Annotated in this window: 18 protein-coding genes; 8 read left to right on the top strand and 10 right to left on the bottom strand. The window is 52.6% G+C overall.

Features of this window, described 5'->3' with window-relative positions:
* The first annotated feature begins 65 nt into the window (after positions 1-65).
* Both ftsZ and lpxC read left to right on the top strand, forming a co-directional pair.
* Positions 66-1,220 (top strand): cell division protein FtsZ, encoded by a 1,155-nt coding sequence (gene ftsZ, locus EYY67_RS20495; protein ID WP_013577005.1) that lies wholly within the window; start codon positions 66-68, stop codon positions 1,218-1,220.
* 98 nt (positions 1,221-1,318) lie between these two features.
* The gene (lpxC, locus tag EYY67_RS20490; RefSeq protein WP_131694287.1) at positions 1,319-2,236 is read left to right on the top strand and encodes a UDP-3-O-acyl-N-acetylglucosamine deacetylase; all 918 of its coding nucleotides are present in this window, start codon (positions 1,319-1,321) and stop codon (positions 2,234-2,236) included.
* A 12-nt stretch (positions 2,237-2,248) separates the two neighbouring features.
* Here the strand turns inward: lpxC and EYY67_RS20485 are convergent, their stop codons facing one another.
* Complete coding sequence (locus tag EYY67_RS20485) at positions 2,249-2,773, bottom strand: DUF721 domain-containing protein (RefSeq protein ID WP_095924654.1); 525 nt, start codon at positions 2,771-2,773, stop codon at positions 2,249-2,251.
* Positions 2,774-2,799: 26 nt separating this feature from the next.
* On the opposite strand from EYY67_RS20485, the gene secM reads away from it, so the two are divergent.
* From secM to mutT, 3 genes are all read left to right on the top strand, one after another.
* On the top strand, positions 2,800-3,327 hold the full coding sequence (gene secM, locus EYY67_RS20480) for a secA translation cis-regulator SecM (protein WP_131694286.1): 528 nt from the start codon (positions 2,800-2,802) through the stop codon (positions 3,325-3,327).
* Between the two features lie 80 nt (positions 3,328-3,407).
* Positions 3,408-6,125: a preprotein translocase subunit SecA gene (gene secA, locus EYY67_RS20475; protein WP_095924656.1), complete on the top strand. Its 2,718-nt coding sequence runs from the start codon at positions 3,408-3,410 to the stop codon at positions 6,123-6,125.
* Positions 6,126-6,238: 113 nt separating this feature from the next.
* The gene (mutT, locus tag EYY67_RS20470; RefSeq protein ID WP_131694285.1) at positions 6,239-6,640 is read left to right on the top strand and encodes an 8-oxo-dGTP diphosphatase MutT; all 402 of its coding nucleotides are present in this window, start codon (positions 6,239-6,241) and stop codon (positions 6,638-6,640) included.
* Positions 6,641-6,707: 67 nt separating this feature from the next.
* On the opposite strand, the gene yacG is transcribed toward mutT, so the two are convergent.
* The 3 genes from yacG to coaE are packed head-to-tail and all read right to left on the bottom strand — an operon-like array spanning position 6,708 to position 8,289.
* Positions 6,708-6,905 carry a DNA gyrase inhibitor YacG gene (gene yacG / locus EYY67_RS20465; RefSeq protein ID WP_095924658.1) on the bottom strand — a complete coding sequence of 66 codons (198 nt, stop codon included), beginning with the start codon at positions 6,903-6,905 and terminating at the stop codon, positions 6,708-6,710.
* Positions 6,906-6,914: 9 nt separating this feature from the next.
* Entirely contained in the window at positions 6,915-7,667 is a 753-nt protein-coding gene (zapD, locus tag EYY67_RS20460; protein ID WP_095924659.1) for a cell division protein ZapD, read from the bottom strand.
* 25 nt (positions 7,668-7,692) lie between these two features.
* The gene (gene coaE / locus EYY67_RS20455) at positions 7,693-8,289 is read right to left on the bottom strand and encodes a dephospho-CoA kinase (RefSeq protein ID WP_131694284.1); all 597 of its coding nucleotides are present in this window, start codon (positions 8,287-8,289) and stop codon (positions 7,693-7,695) included.
* A 243-nt stretch (positions 8,290-8,532) separates the two neighbouring features.
* Here coaE and EYY67_RS20450 point away from each other — a divergent pair, with 243 nt between their 5' ends.
* Positions 8,533-9,576: a GMP reductase gene (locus tag EYY67_RS20450; RefSeq protein ID WP_131694283.1), complete on the top strand. Its 1,044-nt coding sequence runs from the start codon at positions 8,533-8,535 to the stop codon at positions 9,574-9,576.
* Between the two features lie 66 nt (positions 9,577-9,642).
* On the opposite strand, the gene hofC is transcribed toward EYY67_RS20450, so the two are convergent.
* The 4 genes from hofC to nadC form a co-directional block, all read right to left on the bottom strand.
* On the bottom strand, positions 9,643-10,863 hold the full coding sequence (hofC, locus tag EYY67_RS20445) for a protein transport protein HofC (protein WP_131694282.1): 1,221 nt from the start codon (positions 10,861-10,863) through the stop codon (positions 9,643-9,645).
* Positions 10,860-12,356 (bottom strand): type II secretion system protein GspE, encoded by a 1,497-nt coding sequence (gene gspE / locus EYY67_RS20440; RefSeq protein ID WP_131694281.1) that lies wholly within the window; start codon positions 12,354-12,356, stop codon positions 10,860-10,862. Before gspE ends, hofC begins: the two co-directional genes overlap by 4 nt.
* On the bottom strand, positions 12,353-12,802 hold the full coding sequence (ppdD, locus tag EYY67_RS20435) for a prepilin peptidase-dependent pilin (RefSeq protein ID WP_131694280.1): 450 nt from the start codon (positions 12,800-12,802) through the stop codon (positions 12,353-12,355). Before ppdD ends, gspE begins: the two co-directional genes overlap by 4 nt.
* A 294-nt stretch (positions 12,803-13,096) precedes the next feature.
* On the bottom strand, positions 13,097-13,990 hold the full coding sequence (gene nadC, locus EYY67_RS20430) for a carboxylating nicotinate-nucleotide diphosphorylase (RefSeq protein WP_131694279.1): 894 nt from the start codon (positions 13,988-13,990) through the stop codon (positions 13,097-13,099).
* A gap of 94 nt (positions 13,991-14,084) precedes the next feature.
* On the opposite strand from nadC, the gene ampD reads away from it, so the two are divergent.
* Both ampD and ampE read left to right on the top strand, forming a co-directional pair.
* A complete protein-coding gene (gene ampD / locus EYY67_RS20425; RefSeq protein WP_131694278.1) occupies positions 14,085-14,657 on the top strand; it encodes a 1,6-anhydro-N-acetylmuramyl-L-alanine amidase AmpD in 573 nt (190 codons plus the stop codon).
* A 61-nt stretch (positions 14,658-14,718) separates the two neighbouring features.
* Positions 14,719-15,573: a beta-lactamase regulator AmpE gene (gene ampE, locus EYY67_RS20420; RefSeq protein WP_095924667.1), complete on the top strand. Its 855-nt coding sequence runs from the start codon at positions 14,719-14,721 to the stop codon at positions 15,571-15,573.
* Between the two features lie 71 nt (positions 15,574-15,644).
* Here the strand turns inward: ampE and EYY67_RS20415 are convergent, their stop codons facing one another.
* Together EYY67_RS20415 and EYY67_RS20410 are read right to left on the bottom strand one after the other, a co-directional pair.
* Positions 15,645-16,619, bottom strand: a complete 975-nt coding sequence (locus EYY67_RS20415; protein ID WP_131694277.1) for a glycoside hydrolase family 43 protein — start codon at positions 16,617-16,619, stop codon at positions 15,645-15,647.
* Complete coding sequence (locus EYY67_RS20410; RefSeq protein ID WP_015698650.1) at positions 16,612-18,054, bottom strand: glycoside-pentoside-hexuronide (GPH):cation symporter; 1,443 nt, start codon at positions 18,052-18,054, stop codon at positions 16,612-16,614. Before EYY67_RS20410 ends, EYY67_RS20415 begins: the two co-directional genes overlap by 8 nt.
* Positions 18,055-18,121 lie beyond the last annotated feature (67 nt).

Genomic DNA, 18,121 nt, shown 5'->3' with positions numbered 1-18,121 from the left:
AACAACGGGATCATGCTGTTAAGGTTTTTGATCCCGACGCGACAGGCACAAAACGGAGAGAAACTATGTTTGAACCTATGGAACTGACCAATGACGCGGTGATTAAAGTCATCGGCGTCGGCGGTGGCGGTGGCAACGCTGTCGAACACATGGTGCGTGAGCGCATCGAAGGTGTTGAATTCTTCGCCGTTAACACAGACGCTCAGGCGTTGCGTAAAACGGCAGTAGGCCAGACGATTCAGATCGGTAGCGGTATTACCAAAGGTCTGGGTGCTGGTGCGAACCCGGAAGTGGGTCGCAATTCTGCTGAAGAAGACCGTGAAGCCCTGCGCGCTGCGCTTGAAGGTGCTGACATGGTCTTTATCGCAGCGGGCATGGGCGGTGGTACCGGGACCGGTGCAGCGCCAGTGGTTGCTGAAGTAGCTAAAGATTTAGGTATTCTGACCGTTGCTGTGGTGACTAAGCCTTTCAATTTTGAAGGCAAAAAGCGCATGGCATTCGCGGAGCAGGGTATCGCTGAACTGTCCAAACATGTGGACTCTCTGATCACCATCCCGAACGACAAGCTGTTAAAAGTTCTGGGTCGCGGTATCTCTCTGCTGGACGCCTTCGGTGCGGCCAACGACGTGCTGAAAGGTGCGGTGCAGGGTATCGCTGAACTGATCACCCGTCCGGGTCTGATGAACGTCGACTTCGCCGACGTGCGTACCGTGATGTCCGAAATGGGTTATGCCATGATGGGCTCCGGTGTGGCATGCGGTGAAGACCGTGCTGAAGAAGCCGCTGAAATGGCGATTTCCAGCCCGTTACTGGAAGATATCGATTTGTCCGGCGCGCGCGGCGTTCTGGTCAACATCACTGCGGGCTTCGACCTGCGTCTGGATGAATTCGAAACCGTGGGTAACACTATCCGTGCTTTCGCATCCGACAATGCGACCGTGGTGATCGGGACTTCCCTTGACCCGGAAATGAATGACGAATTGCGTGTTACCGTGGTGGCAACCGGCATCGGCATGGACAAACGTCCTGAGATCACACTGGTGACCAATAAGCCTGCCAGCCAGCCGGTTATGGACCATCGTTACCAGCAGCACGGGATGTCTCCGTTGCCGCAGGAAACGAAGCCAGCTGCCAAAGTGGTGAATGATCAAAGCGCGCAATCTAATAAAGAGCCCGACTATTTGGACATCCCGGCCTTCCTGCGTAAGCAGGCAGACTAGTCCGAATTGTAGGATCTCCGCTCTTTGTGCTAAACTGTCCCGCCGACCTTAAGGTATGCTTAGGTCGGTTGGATGGATAACATTGCGAGATAAATACGATGATCAAACAACGTACATTAAAACGTATCGTTCAGGCGACGGGCGTCGGTTTGCATACCGGCAAGAAAGTCACCCTGACTCTGCGTCCTGCACCGGCAAATACCGGGGTCATCTATCGTCGCACTGACTTGAATCCACCGGTTGATTTCCCGGCAGATGCAAAATCCGTGCGTGATACCATGCTCTGTACTTGCCTGGTTAATGAGCATGACGTACGCATTTCTACGGTAGAACACCTTAATGCGGCATTAGCGGGCCTGGGCATTGATAACATTGTTATCGAAGTCGATGCGCCTGAAGTGCCGATTATGGACGGTAGTGCTGCACCTTTCGTCTATCTGTTGATGGATGCAGGGATTGAAGAACTGAACAGCGCGAAGAAATTCCTGCGCATCAAAGACACTGTGCGTGTTGAAGACGGTGATAAGTGGGCTGAGTTCAAACCCTTCAATGGTTTCTCTCTCGACTTCACTATCGACTTCAATCACCCGGCGATTGATTCCAGTTCACAGCGCTACAAAATGAACTTCTCCGCTGAAGCATTTGTTCGCCAAATCAGCCGCGCACGTACTTTTGGTTTCATGCGTGATATCGAGTACCTGCAGTCACGTGGTTTGTGCCTGGGTGGCAGCTTTGATTGCGCGATTGTTGTGGATGATTACCGCGTGCTTAACGAAGATGGTCTGCGTTTTGAAGACGAATTCGTTCGTCACAAAATGCTGGATGCTATCGGTGACCTGTACATGTGTGGGCATAACATCATTGGTGCGTTTACCGCATTCAAGTCTGGCCACGCGTTGAACAACAAGTTATTGCAAGCGGTATTGGCTAAGCAGGAAGCCTGGGAATTAGTGACGTTCCAGGATGAGGCAGAAATGCCACTGGCTTTTAAAGCACCGTCTACAGTATTGGCGTAATCGGTACTGATATTACTTATTACGACTGGTTGGCTTGGCACTCTCTCCGGCCAATTCAGCCAGTCGTTCTAACGCTTTTCTGAGTTTCTCCGGGCTACGGCTCGCCAGTCCTCTTAATTCTTCCGCACTCTGCGCACTCAAGTGTCTCACTGGCATCGATTCAGACGCGATCGCTTTATTTTTAATCGCGATCTGCGAAGCATTTTCCATTTTCGCCATGAGCGAAGGATTAATCCTGATGTCGATTGATGACAATGATGGTAGAATTTGCGCTCGAAGTGCAGAGAGTAATGCGGGTTGTTCATAGCGTAATCGCATCATCCAGCTGGCATTAGCTATTTCAAGCACTAACACTCCCTGTCGATAATTACCGACGCGACACCATGGTTGCATGGGTGCCGGTAGCAGACCTTTCACTGCGCGGTTGAGTTTCAGTAACGCCGCAGCACGCTGTTGAACAATACGCAGCGGGCTTTGTTCAGTCGAAGAGGCATCATCGAACAGGATATCTAATAATTGTGGGCGACTATCGCGCATGATGGGCTCCGGCGGATTGTAAACTTGTGATTGGCATTCTAAATCGTTGGCGACAATTTGGCAGAAGGTATTTTTGGCCGCATCTCCTGTTGGGGATGGTCGCGGCTAGCCTTGGCGTGTCAACGAACCTGTCGCAAACGGAACTGCCTGCGGTTTCCAATACGTCCTCAAGTCTAAACCGTCTTAACATCAGCAGTACAGGGCTGAGTAATCTTGCGTTACTCCAGGCGAACCGCCGCCCGTCTTTTGGTGTGGATTACTGGCAACAGCATGCATTACGCACGGTCATCCGTCATCTTTCTTTTGCTCTGGCCCCGCAGGTGGTTTACACCGTTGCGCAGCCGGAAGCCAAAATTCAGCAGGCCGAACCGCTGCATGTGCAGCAGCTTGCCCTGCTGGTTACCCTAAATGCCTTACTGACTCATGAGTCTAAACCACCGGTTATCATTCGTCAGACGCAACAACCTTTCCTCCCTCTTGCTTCATCGCATCAAACCGGCCTGTGGTTAGCACAGGTGCAAGGCATTCGTGCCGGCCCGGCCACTCTGATTTAACAGACTGTCACTTTAAACTCTATTTATAAATCAACAAATTATTGGCTGCATCTGGTGGCCTCCAAGAGATATTAAGCATTATGTTAATCAAATTATTGACCAAAGTTTTTGGTAGTCGTAACGACCGTACATTGCGCCGCATGCGTAAAGTGGTTGAACTGATCAACCGCATGGAACCTGACATTCAAAAGCTGACTGATGAGCAGCTGCAGGCGAAAACCAATGAATTCCGCGAGCGTCTGGCTAAAGGTGAAGTGCTTGAAAACCTGATCCCGGAAGCCTTTGCGGTGGTGCGTGAATCCAGTAAACGTGTGTTTGGCATGCGTCACTTCGACGTGCAGCTGCTGGGCGGTATGGTACTGAACGAACGTTGCATCGCAGAAATGCGTACCGGTGAAGGTAAAACGCTGACTGCTACCCTGCCTGCTTATCTGAACGCATTAAGCGGCAAGGGCGTTCACGTTGTGACCGTCAACGACTACCTCGCACAGCGTGATGCCGAAAACAACCGTCCGTTGTTTGAGTTCCTTGGTCTGAGCATCGGTATCAACTTGCCGGGCATGCCTTCTCCGGCTAAACGCGCTGCTTACGCTGCGGATATTACTTACGGCACAAACAACGAATACGGCTTTGACTACCTGCGTGACAACATGGCGTTCAGCCCTGAAGAACGCGTACAACGCAAACTTCACTACGCGCTGGTGGATGAGGTCGACTCCATCCTGATCGATGAAGCCCGTACCCCGCTGATCATCTCCGGCCCGGCCGAAGACAGCTCAGAAATGTACACCCGTGTAGACAAACTGATCCCTAAACTGATCCGTCAGGAAAAAGAAGATTCCGACACCTTCCAGGGTGAAGGCCACTTCTCTGTTGATGAGAAAGCGCGTCAGGTTCACCTGACAGAACGCGGTCTGGTATTGATTGAAGAATTGCTGGTGGAAGCAGGCATCATGGAAGAGGGCGAATCACTGTATTCCCCGACCAACATTATGCTGATGCACCACGTGACCGCCGCACTGCGCGCGCACGTTCTGTTTACCCGCGATGTTGATTACATCGTGAAAGACGGCGAAGTGATCATCGTCGACGAACACACCGGCCGTACCATGCAGGGGCGTCGCTGGTCCGATGGCCTGCATCAGGCGGTGGAAGCGAAAGAAGGCGTTGATATTCAAAACGAAAACCAGACGCTGGCTTCTATCACTTTCCAGAACTATTTCCGTCTGTACGAAAAACTGGCCGGTATGACCGGTACTGCGGACACTGAAGCATTCGAATTCAGTTCTATCTACAAGCTGGATACCATTGTTGTGCCAACTAACCGCCCTATGGTGCGTAAAGACATGGCCGACCTGGTGTACATGACTGAAATGGAAAAGATTGGCGCGATCATCGAAGATATCCGCCAGTGTACTGCCAAAGGCCAGCCGGTTCTGGTGGGTACGATTTCCATTGAAAAATCCGAAGTGGTGTCTAACGAACTGACCAAAGCGGGCATCGCACACAGCGTTCTGAACGCCAAGTTCCACGCCAAAGAAGCGGATATCGTTGCTCAGGCAGGTCAGCCAAGTGCTGTTACCATCGCCACCAACATGGCCGGTCGTGGTACCGATATCGTGCTGGGCGGCAGCTGGCAGGTTGAAGTTGAAAACATGGGCGAAGACGTCACTGACGAGCAAATCGCTGAAATCAAAGCCGCGTGGCAGATCCGCCACGACGCGGTTCTGGCTTCAGGTGGTCTGCACATCATTGGTACCGAGCGTCATGAATCCCGCCGTATCGATAACCAGTTGCGCGGCCGTGCGGGTCGTCAGGGGGATGCCGGTTCATCCCGCTTCTACCTGTCTATGGAAGATGCCCTGATGCGTATCTTCGCCTCAGACCGCGTTTCCAGCATGATGCGCAAACTGGGTATGAAACCGGGCGAAGCAATTGAGCACCCATGGGTGACCAAAGCGATTGCCAATGCGCAACGCAAAGTAGAAAGCCGTAACTTCGATATCCGTAAGCAATTACTGGAATACGATGATGTGGCAAGCGATCAGCGTCGTGCTATCTACAGCCAGCGTAACGAACTGCTGGACGTGTCTGACGTGAGCGAAACCATTGCCAGCATCCGTGAAGATGTGTTCAAGGCAACCATCGACAGCTACATTCCGCCACAGTCTCTGGAAGAAATGTGGGATGTGCAGGGTCTGCAAGAGCGCCTGAAGAAAGACTTCGAGCTCGACATGCCGATTGCTGAATGGCTGGATAAAGAACCTGAATTGCACGAAGAAACCCTGCGCGAACGCATCATGGAAATCGCGAAAGAATCTTACGCACGCAAAGAAGAAGTGGTCGGCGCTGAAATGATGCGTAACTTCGAGAAAGGCGTGATGCTGCAAACACTGGATTCCCTGTGGAAAGAGCATCTGGCGGCAATGGATTACCTGCGTCAGGGCATCCACTTACGCGGCTATGCGCAGAAAGATCCTAAGCAGGAATACAAGCGTGAATCCTTCGCGATGTTTGCTGCCATGCTGGAATCCCTGAAATACGAAGTGATCAGCGTGCTGAGCAAAGTTCAGGTGCGTATGCCTGAAGAAGTGGAAGCGATGGAAATTCAGCGTCGTGAAGAAGCTGAGCGTCTGGCTCGCCAGCAGCAGCTTAGCCATCAGGATCAGCTGGAAATCGAAGTGGCTGAAGCGGCGCGTCTTGCCTCATCTGGCGACCGCAAAGTCGGTCGTAATGATCTCTGCCCATGCGGTTCCGGTAAAAAATACAAACAATGCCATGGCAGCCTGCAAAAGTAAGATCTCGGGCTAAGTCATCGTGTTAATCTTGAAGGCGGCGTAATTGCCGCCTTTATTTTTGTCTTAAAAGTCCCCATAAGAACAGTCATTGAGTCAGCGGAAAGGTGGAAACTGTGACGCTTAAACAACTGAATATCGCCGCAGGCATTATCCGTAATGCCGGCAATGAAATCTTTATCACTCAGCGTGATGCTTCGTCACATATGGCGGGTTTCTGGGAATTTCCGGGCGGTAAGATTGAAGCGGGCGAAACGCCGGAGCAGGCAGTTATTCGTGAATTGCAGGAAGAAGTCGGTATTGATGCGAAATCTCCTGTGCTGCTGAAAACACTGGAGCATCGCTTCCCGGATCGCATCATTACGCTCTATTTCTTTCTGGTGGAAGAGTGGCAGGGCGAGCCGTATGGTAAAGAAGGACAACCGAAGCGCTGGATTGCGCAGTCCGATTTGAAAGAGGAGGAATTTCCTCCTGCCAACGAAGCCATTGTGACTGCGCTCAAAAATAATCAGTACTGATGACGTCTGAAATATAAGAACATATTGAAAAGGGGCCAACGCCCCTTTTGCTTACCTCATACCTGCGTTAAATCTCTTCTTCGCTCCAGTCATCCAGATCGTTCACATCCCCTTTGCTTGGAATGCGTTTTTCTTCATCGGCCCATTCGCCGAGATCGATTAACTGGCAACGTTTGGAGCAGAAAGGGCGGAAAGGACTTTCTTCGCCCCACACCACGATTTTCTGACAGGTCGGGCAATTTACTTCAATGATTTCAGGGTCCATTTGCAACTCCTAGCAGCAGGCAAGTTCAAAATTCAGTCGCGCGGGAACCACGCCATGTTCGCTGTCGAGTGGTAAGAAGCGAATGGCATAACGGGTTTTATGCCCGGATACTTGCGGATAAAGTTGGTTTTCCATCGAGAGCTGCAATCGTAACAGATCTGCGCCTTCGGCGTTGTCCTGGAAAAAGCCATTCAGGCTGATTTGATTGCGGAATGCACCCGACTGGCGGATCAGACCTAACACCATGGTCAGTGAGTTATGCAGCGGTGCCAGCGTTTCCAGCCAGTTTTGCACTTCACGATCCCGTTGTGCCTGCGCCAGATGCAGCCAGATATGCAGCGTCGGTAAATCGAAACTGCAACAACCGCCGGGAATACTCAGACGCTGGCGAACCAGTGCAATCAGACGATCCTCTTTCAGTGCCTGGCCAATTCGCGGCGCTTTCATCAGCACGGACGCGCATTGCTTGAGTTCAGCGCGCAGCCCGTCAATCCGGGATAAATCCACGCCGGGGACGTCCTTCCATTGCGATAATTTTTGCTGCTGACGTTCCAGCTCTTTCAGTAAGTCAGTGCGCACTTCACCGCGTTCCAGTACATCGAGTAAATCCGATACCGTGCGGAAAAACAGCAGGGCAGAAGCCACGGCAGTGATCTGCGCATTGGAATGCATCTGTTGTAACAAAAATTCGATGCGCAACCAGGTACGCATTTTCTCATTCAGTGGATGTTCAAAGAGAACGGTTGCAGCTACATCAGTCATGCTTGGCAATATCCTGTCTGTTTACTCACGCCGAAAGTTGTAAATAGCGGCGATGTAATAGGGCAACACGCGGTTCGATCGTTTCAGGAGCGCCGCTGTTATCAATAATGTCATCTGCACAGGCCAGACGCTTTTCACGGCTGACCTGTGCAGCAAGAATACTTTCAGCCTGCTGGCGGCTGATGCCGTCGCGCGACATCGTGCGTGCAAGCTGTGTTTGCGGGTCAACGTCGACAACCAGCACGCGATTGGCCTGCGCCTGTAATCCGTTTTCAACCAGCAGCGGCACCACCCAGAGCACATAGGGCGATTCAGCCTGCGCAATCAGCTTCTGCGTTCTGGCGTGAATAATGGGGTGAAGCAATGCGTTAACCCACTCTTTCTCCAACGGGTACGTGAAAATACGTTCCCGTAACGCCGGACGGTTCAGCGAACCATCAGCGAGAAGAATACTTTCGCCAAATCGCGCAGCCAGAGCATCCAGAGCCGGTTCGCCGGGGGCGACAACCTGACGGGCAATGATATCAGCATCGACAATATTTACGCCGTGGCGGGCAAAGCTTTCGGCGACGGTACTTTTCCCGCTACCGATCCCCCCTGTCAATGCAACGATATAGCTCATACTGATGCTCAGAAAAAATTAGTTAGGTAAATGATAAAGAGATTATGAGTAAGTGCAAGCCGCTGTCGTCTTGGTTTTTTCATGCGAAAATTATTCAGCTGCACAATCAAAAGTCTGTGATGTGAGTTGTAAAAGCCATCTTGCCGTTGTCATTTTCCTGTGTATGATAAAACCACTGGAAAGGGTGTCTAAAAATGTGTTGTACACCCTAGCGACCCGTCGCCAAACCAGGACAAACCCGTCATGCGCATTGAAGAAGATTTGAAGTTAGGTTTCAAAGACGTACTTATCCGCCCTAAACGTTCTACCCTCAAAAGCCGTTCCGAAGTTGAACTGGAGCGCACATTCACATTCAAACACTCTGGTATCAGCTGGTCGGGCACGCCAATTATTGCCGCGAACATGGACACCGTCGGAACATTCCGCATGGCGACCGTGCTGTCATCTTTTGGCCTCCTCACCGCCGTACACAAGCACTACACCGTAGAGCAATGGCAGACTTTCGTCACCTCGTCGGATGAATCCGTCCTGCGCAATGTGATGGTGTCTACCGGTACGTCAGAAGCGGATTTCGTCAAAACACTGCAAATTCTTGCTCTCTCGCCGCTGCTGAAATTTGTTTGTCTGGATGTGGCTAACGGCTATTCCGAACATTTCGTGGAATTCCTGCAACGCGTACGCGAAGCCTGCCCGGATAAAGTTATTTGCGCAGGTAATGTTGTCACCGGTGAAATGGTGGAAGAGCTGATCCTTTCAGGCGCGGATATCGTAAAAGTCGGCATCGGTCCGGGTTCAGTGTGTACGACCCGTGTAAAAACCGGCGTGGGCTATCCGCAACTTTCCGCCGTTATCGAATGTGCTGATGCTGCACACGGTCTGGGCGGTCAGATTGTCAGTGATGGCGGTTGTGCCGTACCGGGTGACGTCGCGAAAGCCTTCGGTGGCGGTGCCGATTTCGTTATGCTTGGCGGTATGCTGGCCGCGCATGAAGAATGTGAAGGCACGGTTGTCGAAGAGAACGGCGAAAAATTCATGCTCTTCTATGGCATGAGTTCAGAATCGGCCATGAAACGTCACGTTGGCGGCGTTGCAGAATACCGTGCAGCAGAAGGTAAAACGGTCAAACTGCCTCTGCGTGGTCCGGTTGAAAACACCGTGCGTGACATTCTGGGTGGATTGCGTTCTGCCTGTACTTACGTCGGTGCTGAGCGTTTGAAAGAACTGACCAAACGCACAACCTTTATCCGCGTAGCAGAGCAGGAAAACCGCCTGTTCGGCAGCAAGTAAGCGATCCTCATCATGGCGGCGGAACTTGTTTTCGCCGCTTTGTCACCCGCTGATTTTGCACTGATTTTATCCCATCACCGATCCCAGCTGGAATATCGGCAAATACATGGCAATCACCAGCCCGCCAACAATAATCCCCATCACCGCCATCAACACCGGCTCAATAGTTTGTGCCAGGGTATCCGCCAGTGAGTTGGCTTTGTCGTGATGCAATTGCGCCAGCTTCAGTAACAGCTCGTCCAGAGAACCGGACTCCTCGCCGATCTTTATTAACTGATGGCAAAGTGTCGGGAACAGCGGCGACTGAATAAAGGCACGGTGTAAAGGCGTGCCCTGCATGATTTTCTCGCGTATCTCGCTGAGAGCTGCCTGAAAATGCAGATTAGACATCGACGCAGAGGCTGCCGCCAGCCCGGTAATTAAGGTCATTCCGGCATGTTGCGTCATTGCCAGCGTTTGAAATATCTGGCTGAGGCAACTGTCTGTTACCAGCCGTGACGTCAGAGGTAACCTGAGCAGTAACATTTGCTCCCGCCACTTCCAGTGTGTATGCGGATGCAGTTTTTGCCGATAGGTAATACAAGCTGCCAGCAGCAGGCCGGTGATCCATGGACCGGTGCGGATCAACGCATCAGAGGCACTGACCAGCATGCGCGTAAACCACGGCAGTTGGGCATCAAAAGAGGCATAGATTTTGGCAAATTCCGGCAGCACCAACGTCAGCATCAGCAGGGTCACAACCGTTGCGATAACACAGACGATCAGCGGATAGCGCAGCGCTTTTTTCACTTTGCTTCTTAATTCAGCCTGTTGTTCCTGCTGAGCGGCAAGTTGCAGACAGCATTTATCCAGTTGCCCTGTCAGTTCGCCGACAGAAATTATCTGCCGGTAAATATCAGGAAATACATCCGGATAAATGCCCAGCATGGCTGACAGGGGCTTTCCTTCCCGTACGCCTTTGGCAATATTCCCCATGACGCATTGCCAGGCCGGTTTGCTATGCTCATTTGCCAGCAGTGTCAGGCTGTTGACCAGAGGCAAACCCGCCTGAAGCAAAGTCGCAAGCTGCCGGACAAACGCAACGCGCTCCGGATTTTTCCAGAACCCTCTGCCAAGCCGCTGCCTCATGCGGATGTTTAGCGGCTGTAACCCGGCAGCAAAAAGCTGCTGGTAAATGTCGTCTTTGCCCGACTCAATGTTGTGGCCCTGCTGAATATTTCCCTGAGCGTCGATGGCCTGCCAGTGATATAACCGCCACGTTTGTGAAACATCAGCAGTGCTGTTCATGCGCCGGAACCTTCGCCGGTCACGCGATAAAGTTCCTCAAGAGAGGTGATCCCTTGTTCGACCAGTAACATACCGGCTTCCTGCAAGGTCTTCTGTCCCTGTTCACGGGCGATTTTACTCAGTTCATCCACACTCGCTTCGGCGACCAATGCCTGTTGCAGTCTGGGGGTGATATTCAGTACTTCATAAATGCCCGTCCGTCCGTAATAGCCTGAAAAGCATTGATGGCATCCGGCAGGCAGCCACAGCTGGACAGGGCCGCTTCGGCCATCCGGCCCTTTCTCCACCAACGAAATATGCGGTTTCCGGCAATGCGGGCACAGTTTTCGCACCAGCCGTTGTGCAATCACCAGACGTAAGCTGGCCGCAATATGGAAACCTTCAATCCCCATCTGGCGCAGGCGGGTTAATGTCTCGCAGGTGGAATTGGTATGGAGCGTAGAAAGCACCAGATGCCCGGTCTGAGCCGCCTTGACGGCGATCTCGGCCGTTTCTTTATCGCGGATCTCACCCACCATGATCACATCAGGATCCTGACGCAGCAACGCGCGCAGGACGCTGGAGAAGCTGAGATCCGTTTTGCTGTTGATCTGGGTCTGGTTGATGCCACTTACCGGGATCTCGACCGGATCTTCTACGCTGCAAATATTGTGGGTCATCGCGTTCAGATGACGCAGCCCGCTGTAGAGAGTCACCGTTTTTCCGCTGCCTGTCGGGCCGGTTACCAGAATCAGTCCCTGCGGATTTTTGAGCGCGGCTTTGAAATAATCCAGATCACGGGGCGTGAAACCCAGTTGCGGCATTGAGAGATCTTGCTGTGTCATATGCAGGATCCGCAGCACGATCTTCTCACCATGCAAGGTGGGCAGCGAGGAGATCCGCATCGAATAGCGTTTATTTTGCAGCATGACCGAAAGCTGGCCGTCCTGGGGTAAACGGCGTTCGGCGACGTTCAGTTGCCCCATGATCTTCAGCCGGGCACATACGCCCGCCGCCAGAGAAAATTCGGGGCCGGGAATTTCCTGCAACACACCGTCAATACGCACACGCACCCTGAAGCTGTGCTCATAGGGTTCAAAGTGGATATCCGATGCCCGGCGGGTAATGGCCTGCCTGAGTATCTGATTAAGCACATTGATCACCGGCGCATCACTTTCATCGTTCAGCTCATTGTGTTCATCTCTTGCGCTGGACGGGCGGTTTTCCTCTTCAGTCGCTGCTTTTCCGGCTGCTGCGCTTTCCGGTTGCATGACCTGTTCCAGACGAGCCTGAGGCCAGCGTTCGAGTTGCACTTTTAAGCCGCTGGCAAAGCGCAGTACGTTGCTCAATGTTTCGGTATCCGGCTCTGCTTCATGGCAGGCCACATGAATCATCTGATGGTCACGATGCAATATCACCGCTTTATAACGCTGGCAAAGTGCATCCAGCGAGGCTTCGCTTTGCTGGCGATCGTTGTCGACCGGCGAAACCGGGCGCAGAGGCATATCACTCATTTTGATGCTCCTGTGGTATCAAAGCGGAATACGCTTTCGCAGGCTTCAACCATTGTGGCGCTGCTGGCATGGGAACAGGTTCTGCTCCAGACAATGCCGCCTGCCTGATTATCCAGAACCGGCGTCATCACTACGCTTAGGCCATTCAGCGCCTGCTGACCGGTGAGTGAGATGATCCCTGCGCTGACCTGTATCTGACTGACGTAGCGGCTGGTTGTCGCTGCAGGAATGCCCTGAGAGCCTGCATTGCAACCGGTCAGGGTGCCGGAGTCGATCACACATAATTCGACGCCTGTTTTGTAGGGCACCATGGTTTGCAGCATGTCGGTCAGGGCGGCTTTCTGGATATAGCTTTGATAAGCCGGTATGCCGATGGCGCTGAGGATCGCAATAATCGCGATCACCACCATCAGTTCAATGAGGGTAAATCCTTGTTGCCGGTACATGGCGTTCTCCGTTTTGTAAGACTGCGTTGTTGTTTCTCAGGCAGCAAACTAAACGCAGATAAAACCGGCTTCCAGCACCATCGTCGGTTTTTCCACGATGTCTTCCAGCAAAAAAATGGTGATAAGTCAACGCGACAACGGTTTTGCGTGATGTCTCGCAACAATGAAGATGAGATGAAAAATACGGTGGCGGTCAGAAAGGGAGAGTGCGAAGGTAAGTCTGCAAGATGAAATATCCCGAAGCAGTCGTGTTGCCCCCGGAATGGAATTCAGGGGCAACAGCGAAGAGCAGGATCAGCTAAAACGCATAGAGAGATCCATGGCACGGACATGCTTGGTCAGCGCACCGACCGAAATATAGTCCACGCCGGTTTCCGCGAATTCACGCAGCGTTTTTTCAGTCACGTTGCCTGACACTTCCAGTAGCGCGCGGCCAGCTGTCAGGGCCACGCCTTCACGCATCATTGGCACGGTGAAGTTATCCAGCATGATAATGTCCGCGCCTGCATCCAGTGCCTGTTGCAGTTCATCGATGGATTCAACTTCCACTTCTACAGGCACTTCAGCATGGATCCACAGTGCACGTTCCACGGCGGCCTTGATCGAGCCACAGGCGATGATGTGATTTTCTTTGATCAGAAACGCATCGGCCAGACCCAGACGGTGATTGCTGCCGCCACCGCATAACACGGCGTATTTCAGCGCAGTGCGCAGGCCCGGCAGGGTTTTACGCGTATCCAGTAACTGGGTTTTTGTGCCTTCGAGGATCGCCACATAGTGATTCACTTCCGTGGCGACGCCAGAGAGGGTCTGCACGAAATTCAGCGCGGTACGCTCGCCAGTCAGCAGCATGCGTGCAGAGCCTGAAAGTTCACATAAGGTCTGGTTTTCAGAAACGCGATCGCCGTCTTTGACATGCCATTTGACGGTGATTTTATCGCCCGCCAGTTGGGTGAACACCTCGTCCAGCCATTGCTGTCCGCAGAAAATACCGGCTTCGCGGGTAATGATTGTGGCGTTGGCGTTTTTATCTTGTGGCAACAATTGTGCGGTTAAGTCGTTGTTGGCATTGGCTTCACCCCCAAGGTCTTCACCCAGCGCATGGGTCACAAGAGAAGGAATATCATTCTGGATACGTTCGAGTAACTGTGCGCGGCGACTTTCAGGGCTGTAGCTGCGGGTAGACATACAAATACTCCGAAATGGCGGATAAGAAGGACAAAAAAACATGCTACCCTGTTGCTGTGATAAGTACCACCCGAGCACATCATTGAGGTCTTTGATGCACTTAAAACAAGGCTGGATCACCGAAGCCCGGCAAGTTGTTTCCCCTCATTTTGATCTCCGCCCTGAAGATGAAACGCCTTCATTGCTGGTGATCCATAACATCAGTTTACCGCCCGGTAAATTCGGCGGTCCTTATATTGATCAACTGTTTACCGGCACGCTCAATCCGCAGGATGACCCGTATTTTGAAGGGATCAGTCATTTGCGGGTGGCTGCGCATTGTCTGATTCGCCGCGACGGTGAGATTGTGCAATATGTCCCTTTCGATAAACGAGCATGGCATGCCGGAGTATCCAGCTGGCAGGGGCGCGAGCGTTGCAATGATTTCTCGATTGGTATTGAGCTGGAAGGTACGGATGACGAGCCTTTCACGCCGGCGCAATATCGGAGTCTGGCGGCGGTTACTGAGTTGTTAATTAAGCACTATCCCATTAGTCTGGATGCCATTACCGGACACAGTGATATCGCGCCAGGGCGTAAAACCGATCCCGGCCCTGAATTTGACTGGGCATTTTATCGCAAGCTGTTAACGTTGCCGGTAGGGCAAAATAATCCTTCTGACCAGTGAATTAACCTGTTCTCCGGTTTCTGTTTTAAGCGTGTGATGTGTTGAGAGAGAGTGACAATCGATGACGTTATTTACTTTACTCCTGGTGCTGGCTTGGGAACGGTTGTTCAAACTGGGTGAACACTGGCAGCTGGATCATCGGTTTGAGGTGATTTTCCGCCGTGGCCGTCAGACTTCGATGGTGAAAACACTGGCCATTATCGTTGTCTGGATGGCGATTATCTGGGGGGTATTGCGCGCTGTACAAGGTTTGTTCTTTGGCGTACCCAGCCTGATTTTATGGGTGATTTTATGCCTGTTGTGCATCGGTGCCGGGATTAAACGTAAGCATTACCGCGCTTACCTGAAGTCTGCCCGTCAGGGCGATGCCGATGCCTGTCAGGAAATGGCAGAGGAACTGGCCTTGATCCACGGCCTGCCGACCGATTGCAGCGATGAAGCGCGTCTGCGGGAACTGCAAAATGCCCTGCTGTGGATTAACTTCCGTTATTATCTCGGGCCGTTGTTCTGGTTCGTGGTATGCGGGCCTTACGGGCCTGTTGCACTCGGCGGATATGCGGCGTTGCGTGGTTATCAGACCTGGCTGGCGCGGCATATGACGCCGCTGAAACGCTCACAGTCCGGTGTTGATGCCTTGCTGCATATTCTCGACTGGATCCCGGTGCGTCTGGCGGGTGTCGCTTATGCCCTGCTCGGACATGGTGAGAAAGCCTTGCCAGCCTGGTTTGCCTCGCTGGGGGATATCCACTCTTCGCAATATCAGGTGTTAACGCGGCTGGCGCAATTCTCTCTGGCGCGTGATCCGCATACCGATCCGGTACAGACGCCTCGTGCGGCTGTCGGCCTGGCACGTAAAGTGACGATGATTATTCTGGTGGTTGTGGCGCTGCTGACGATTTACGGCACCCTGATTTAATCTGTGTTTCTGCTCAAATATCGCAATAAAAAAGCCCGGTACATTTCTGTGTCCGGGCTTTTTGCTTTCTGTCAGTGCTGTTTTTGCAAGGTCAGCGGACGGTTATCAGCAGCGGGTTCTCCGAAATCGGGCATCCCGTTTTCATCCCAGCGGAAGGTCTTGATACGTGTGTGCCGGTTCGGGTCATACAACGGGTCGCCCTCAATTTCCGTGTAATTTCGGGCATGATAAACCAGCACGTCTTCGCCCTGTTCATTACGGGTAAAGCTGTTATGTCCCGGTCCGAACTGCCGGTTTTGCGTCTGAGTGGTGAAGACCGGTTTTTGGGATTTGTGCCAGCTCGCAGGATCCAGCAGGTTGCTGTTGATGTCTGCGCTGAGCAGGCCGATGCAGTAATTTTCATCGGTGGCGCTGGCGGAATAGGTAATGAAAATCTTATCGCCGTGTGTAATTACCGCAGGGCCTTCGTTGACCCAGAAACCGATGATCTCCCAGTCCAGTTCAGGTTTGCTGAGCATGACGGGCGGTGATTTGAGCGTCCACGGGTTTTCCATTTCGGCCAGATACAGGTTCGAGTTTCCGCGAATTGTCGGGTCTTTCTGCGCCCACAAATAGTAGCTTTTGCCCTGATGCGCAAAGTGCGTGGCATCCAGAGAAAAACTGTCGATCGGGGTCTGGATCCGGCCTTTCTCCTGCCATTTGCCGCTCAGCGGATCGGTATCTTCACACACCAGCGCATACATTCTGTGCTGGAATAACCCGTCGACAATCTCCTGCGACGGGGCGGCTGCGTAATAGATAACCCATTGCCCGTCGATAAAATGCAGCTCCGGTGCCCAGATCAGTGCGCTCATCGGGCCGGTATCCGGTTTGTGCCAGACGACGGTCGCTGGCGCTTCAGCAAGCCCGGTCAGCGTCGGTGAACGGCGGATCTCCAGCCGGTCATATTCCGGCACCGACGCGATAAAGTAATAGTGCCCGTCGCTGTGCAGCCAGATATGCGGATCTGCGCGCTGCTCAATCAGCGGGTTTGGATAATTACTCATGTTTCAGCTCCTTGCTGGTCAGTGGGACGCTCAGTGTGTCCGCGTCCACGGCATTTTTCGCATCGTGATATTCATTCAGCTCGCGGTAATTACGGCGGCGGATTTCCAGATCGGCCTGAATGGTGCGCATGGTTTCGCGATCCACTTTCAGTAAACGTACAACACCGGCAGTAATCAGATAACCCACGCCCGGAATGATGGTGAACAGCAGCATAATCCCGTTGATCGCATGATCGCTCTGCTGCGCTGCACCGGCGTTGTAACCGTAAGCGGAAAGCAGGAAGCCGACCATCGCGCCCGCGACCGCCAGTCCGCATTTCAGGAAGAACAGGTTGCCGGAGAAACTGATGCCGGTCACGCGTTTACCGGTTTTCCATTCGCCGTAATCGTCAACGTCAGCCATCAGTGACCAGTGCAGCGGGGAAGGGAGCTGGTGCATGATGTTGAGGATGAAGTACGCCACCAGAATAAGCGTTGTGGCATGTGGGTCGAGGAAATAGAAGCCGCAGGAGAAAATGGTCAGGATGATGTTGGCCCAGAAGAACACTTTCAGTTTGCAGTATTTATCGGTGAGCGGTTTTGCCAGCGCGCTGCCGATCATCATGCCGACCACGCCGAGGCTGATAAACATACTGGCGAAGGAGGTGGATTTTTCCATCACCCACGTCACGTAATACATGGTAGCCGCCATGCGGATAAAACCGGGGCAGACGTTGCAGAATGTCAGCAGCAGGATGCGTACCCACTGGTCGTTTTTCCACACGTCTTTCAGGTCGGATTTTAATGCGTGTTTTGACGGCACCGCAGGCTGAATGCGCTCTTTCACTGAGCTGAAACAGAACAGGAACATAAACAGCGCGATGATCGCCATCACGCCCATCGACATCTGATAGCCCTTGGCTTTATCCGCGCCACCGAAGAAGTCGGCCATTGGCAGCAGGGTGGAAGAGAGGATCAGTGTCGCGATACCCACCATAAAGAAGCGGTAAGACTGACAGGCGACACGTTCGTGCGGATCGGCAGTAATCACGCCACCGAGCGAGCAGTAAGGGATGTTGATGGCCGTGTAAGTCAGGGACATCAGGAAGTACGTCACAAACGCATAGATAACTTTGCTGTTGTAGCTCCATTCCGGCGTGGTGAACATCAGCACGCTGAACAGAACATAAGGCACCGAAACCCATAACAAATACGGTCGGAAACGCCCCCAGCGGGTGGTGGTGCGGTCGGCAATGGCGCCCATAATCGGGTCGGTGACCGCATCGATAACACGCACGGAGAGCAGCAATACACCGACCAGCGCCGGGGCTAAACCGAAAACGTCTGTATAAAAATAATTAAGAAACAGCATGATGGCGCCGCCAATCATATTGCAGCCCGCATCCCCCATTCCGTACGCTACTTTCTCTTTGAACGACAGCGCGCCTTCCTTCATGGATGTTCTCTCCGGCTATTGGGTAAAAAGGATTTTGTTAAAAAACTGTTTGTTAGCCCAGAGTATT

It is taken from the genome of Rahnella victoriana (assembly GCF_004330295.1).
GTDB lineage: Bacteria > Pseudomonadota > Gammaproteobacteria > Enterobacterales > Enterobacteriaceae > Rahnella > Rahnella victoriana.
Note: the sequence above shows the minus strand (reverse complement) of the source record. Positions and strands in the feature narration are given on the sequence as shown.

What these genes read in the sequence shown, in the direction of transcription:
- ftsZ (WP_013577005.1), top strand. Translation starts at nt 66, where the DNA reads ATGTTTGAACCTATGGAACTGACCAATGACGCGGTGATTAAAGTCATC.
- lpxC (WP_131694287.1), top strand. Translation starts at nt 1,319, where the DNA reads ATGATCAAACAACGTACATTAAAACGTATCGTTCAGGCGACGGGCGTC.
- EYY67_RS20485 (WP_095924654.1), bottom strand. Translation starts at nt 2,773, where the DNA reads ATGCGCGATAGTCGCCCACAATTATTAGATATCCTGTTCGATGATGCC.
- secA (WP_095924656.1), top strand. Translation starts at nt 3,408, where the DNA reads ATGTTAATCAAATTATTGACCAAAGTTTTTGGTAGTCGTAACGACCGT.
- yacG (WP_095924658.1), bottom strand. Translation starts at nt 6,905, where the DNA reads ATGGACCCTGAAATCATTGAAGTAAATTGCCCGACCTGTCAGAAAATC.
- zapD (WP_095924659.1), bottom strand. Translation starts at nt 7,667, where the DNA reads ATGACTGATGTAGCTGCAACCGTTCTCTTTGAACATCCACTGAATGAG.
- coaE (WP_131694284.1), bottom strand. Translation starts at nt 8,289, where the DNA reads ATGAGCTATATCGTTGCATTGACAGGGGGGATCGGTAGCGGGAAAAGT.
- EYY67_RS20450 (WP_131694283.1), top strand. Translation starts at nt 8,533, where the DNA reads ATGCGCATTGAAGAAGATTTGAAGTTAGGTTTCAAAGACGTACTTATC.
- hofC (WP_131694282.1), bottom strand. Translation starts at nt 10,863, where the DNA reads ATGAACAGCACTGCTGATGTTTCACAAACGTGGCGGTTATATCACTGG.
- gspE (WP_131694281.1), bottom strand. Translation starts at nt 12,356, where the DNA reads ATGAGTGATATGCCTCTGCGCCCGGTTTCGCCGGTCGACAACGATCGC.
- ppdD (WP_131694280.1), bottom strand. Translation starts at nt 12,802, where the DNA reads ATGTACCGGCAACAAGGATTTACCCTCATTGAACTGATGGTGGTGATC.
- nadC (WP_131694279.1), bottom strand. Translation starts at nt 13,990, where the DNA reads ATGTCTACCCGCAGCTACAGCCCTGAAAGTCGCCGCGCACAGTTACTC.
- ampD (WP_131694278.1), top strand. Translation starts at nt 14,085, where the DNA reads ATGCACTTAAAACAAGGCTGGATCACCGAAGCCCGGCAAGTTGTTTCC.
- ampE (WP_095924667.1), top strand. Translation starts at nt 14,719, where the DNA reads ATGACGTTATTTACTTTACTCCTGGTGCTGGCTTGGGAACGGTTGTTC.
- EYY67_RS20415 (WP_131694277.1), bottom strand. Translation starts at nt 16,619, where the DNA reads ATGAGTAATTATCCAAACCCGCTGATTGAGCAGCGCGCAGATCCGCAT.
- EYY67_RS20410 (WP_015698650.1), bottom strand. Translation starts at nt 18,054, where the DNA reads ATGAAGGAAGGCGCGCTGTCGTTCAAAGAGAAAGTAGCGTACGGAATG.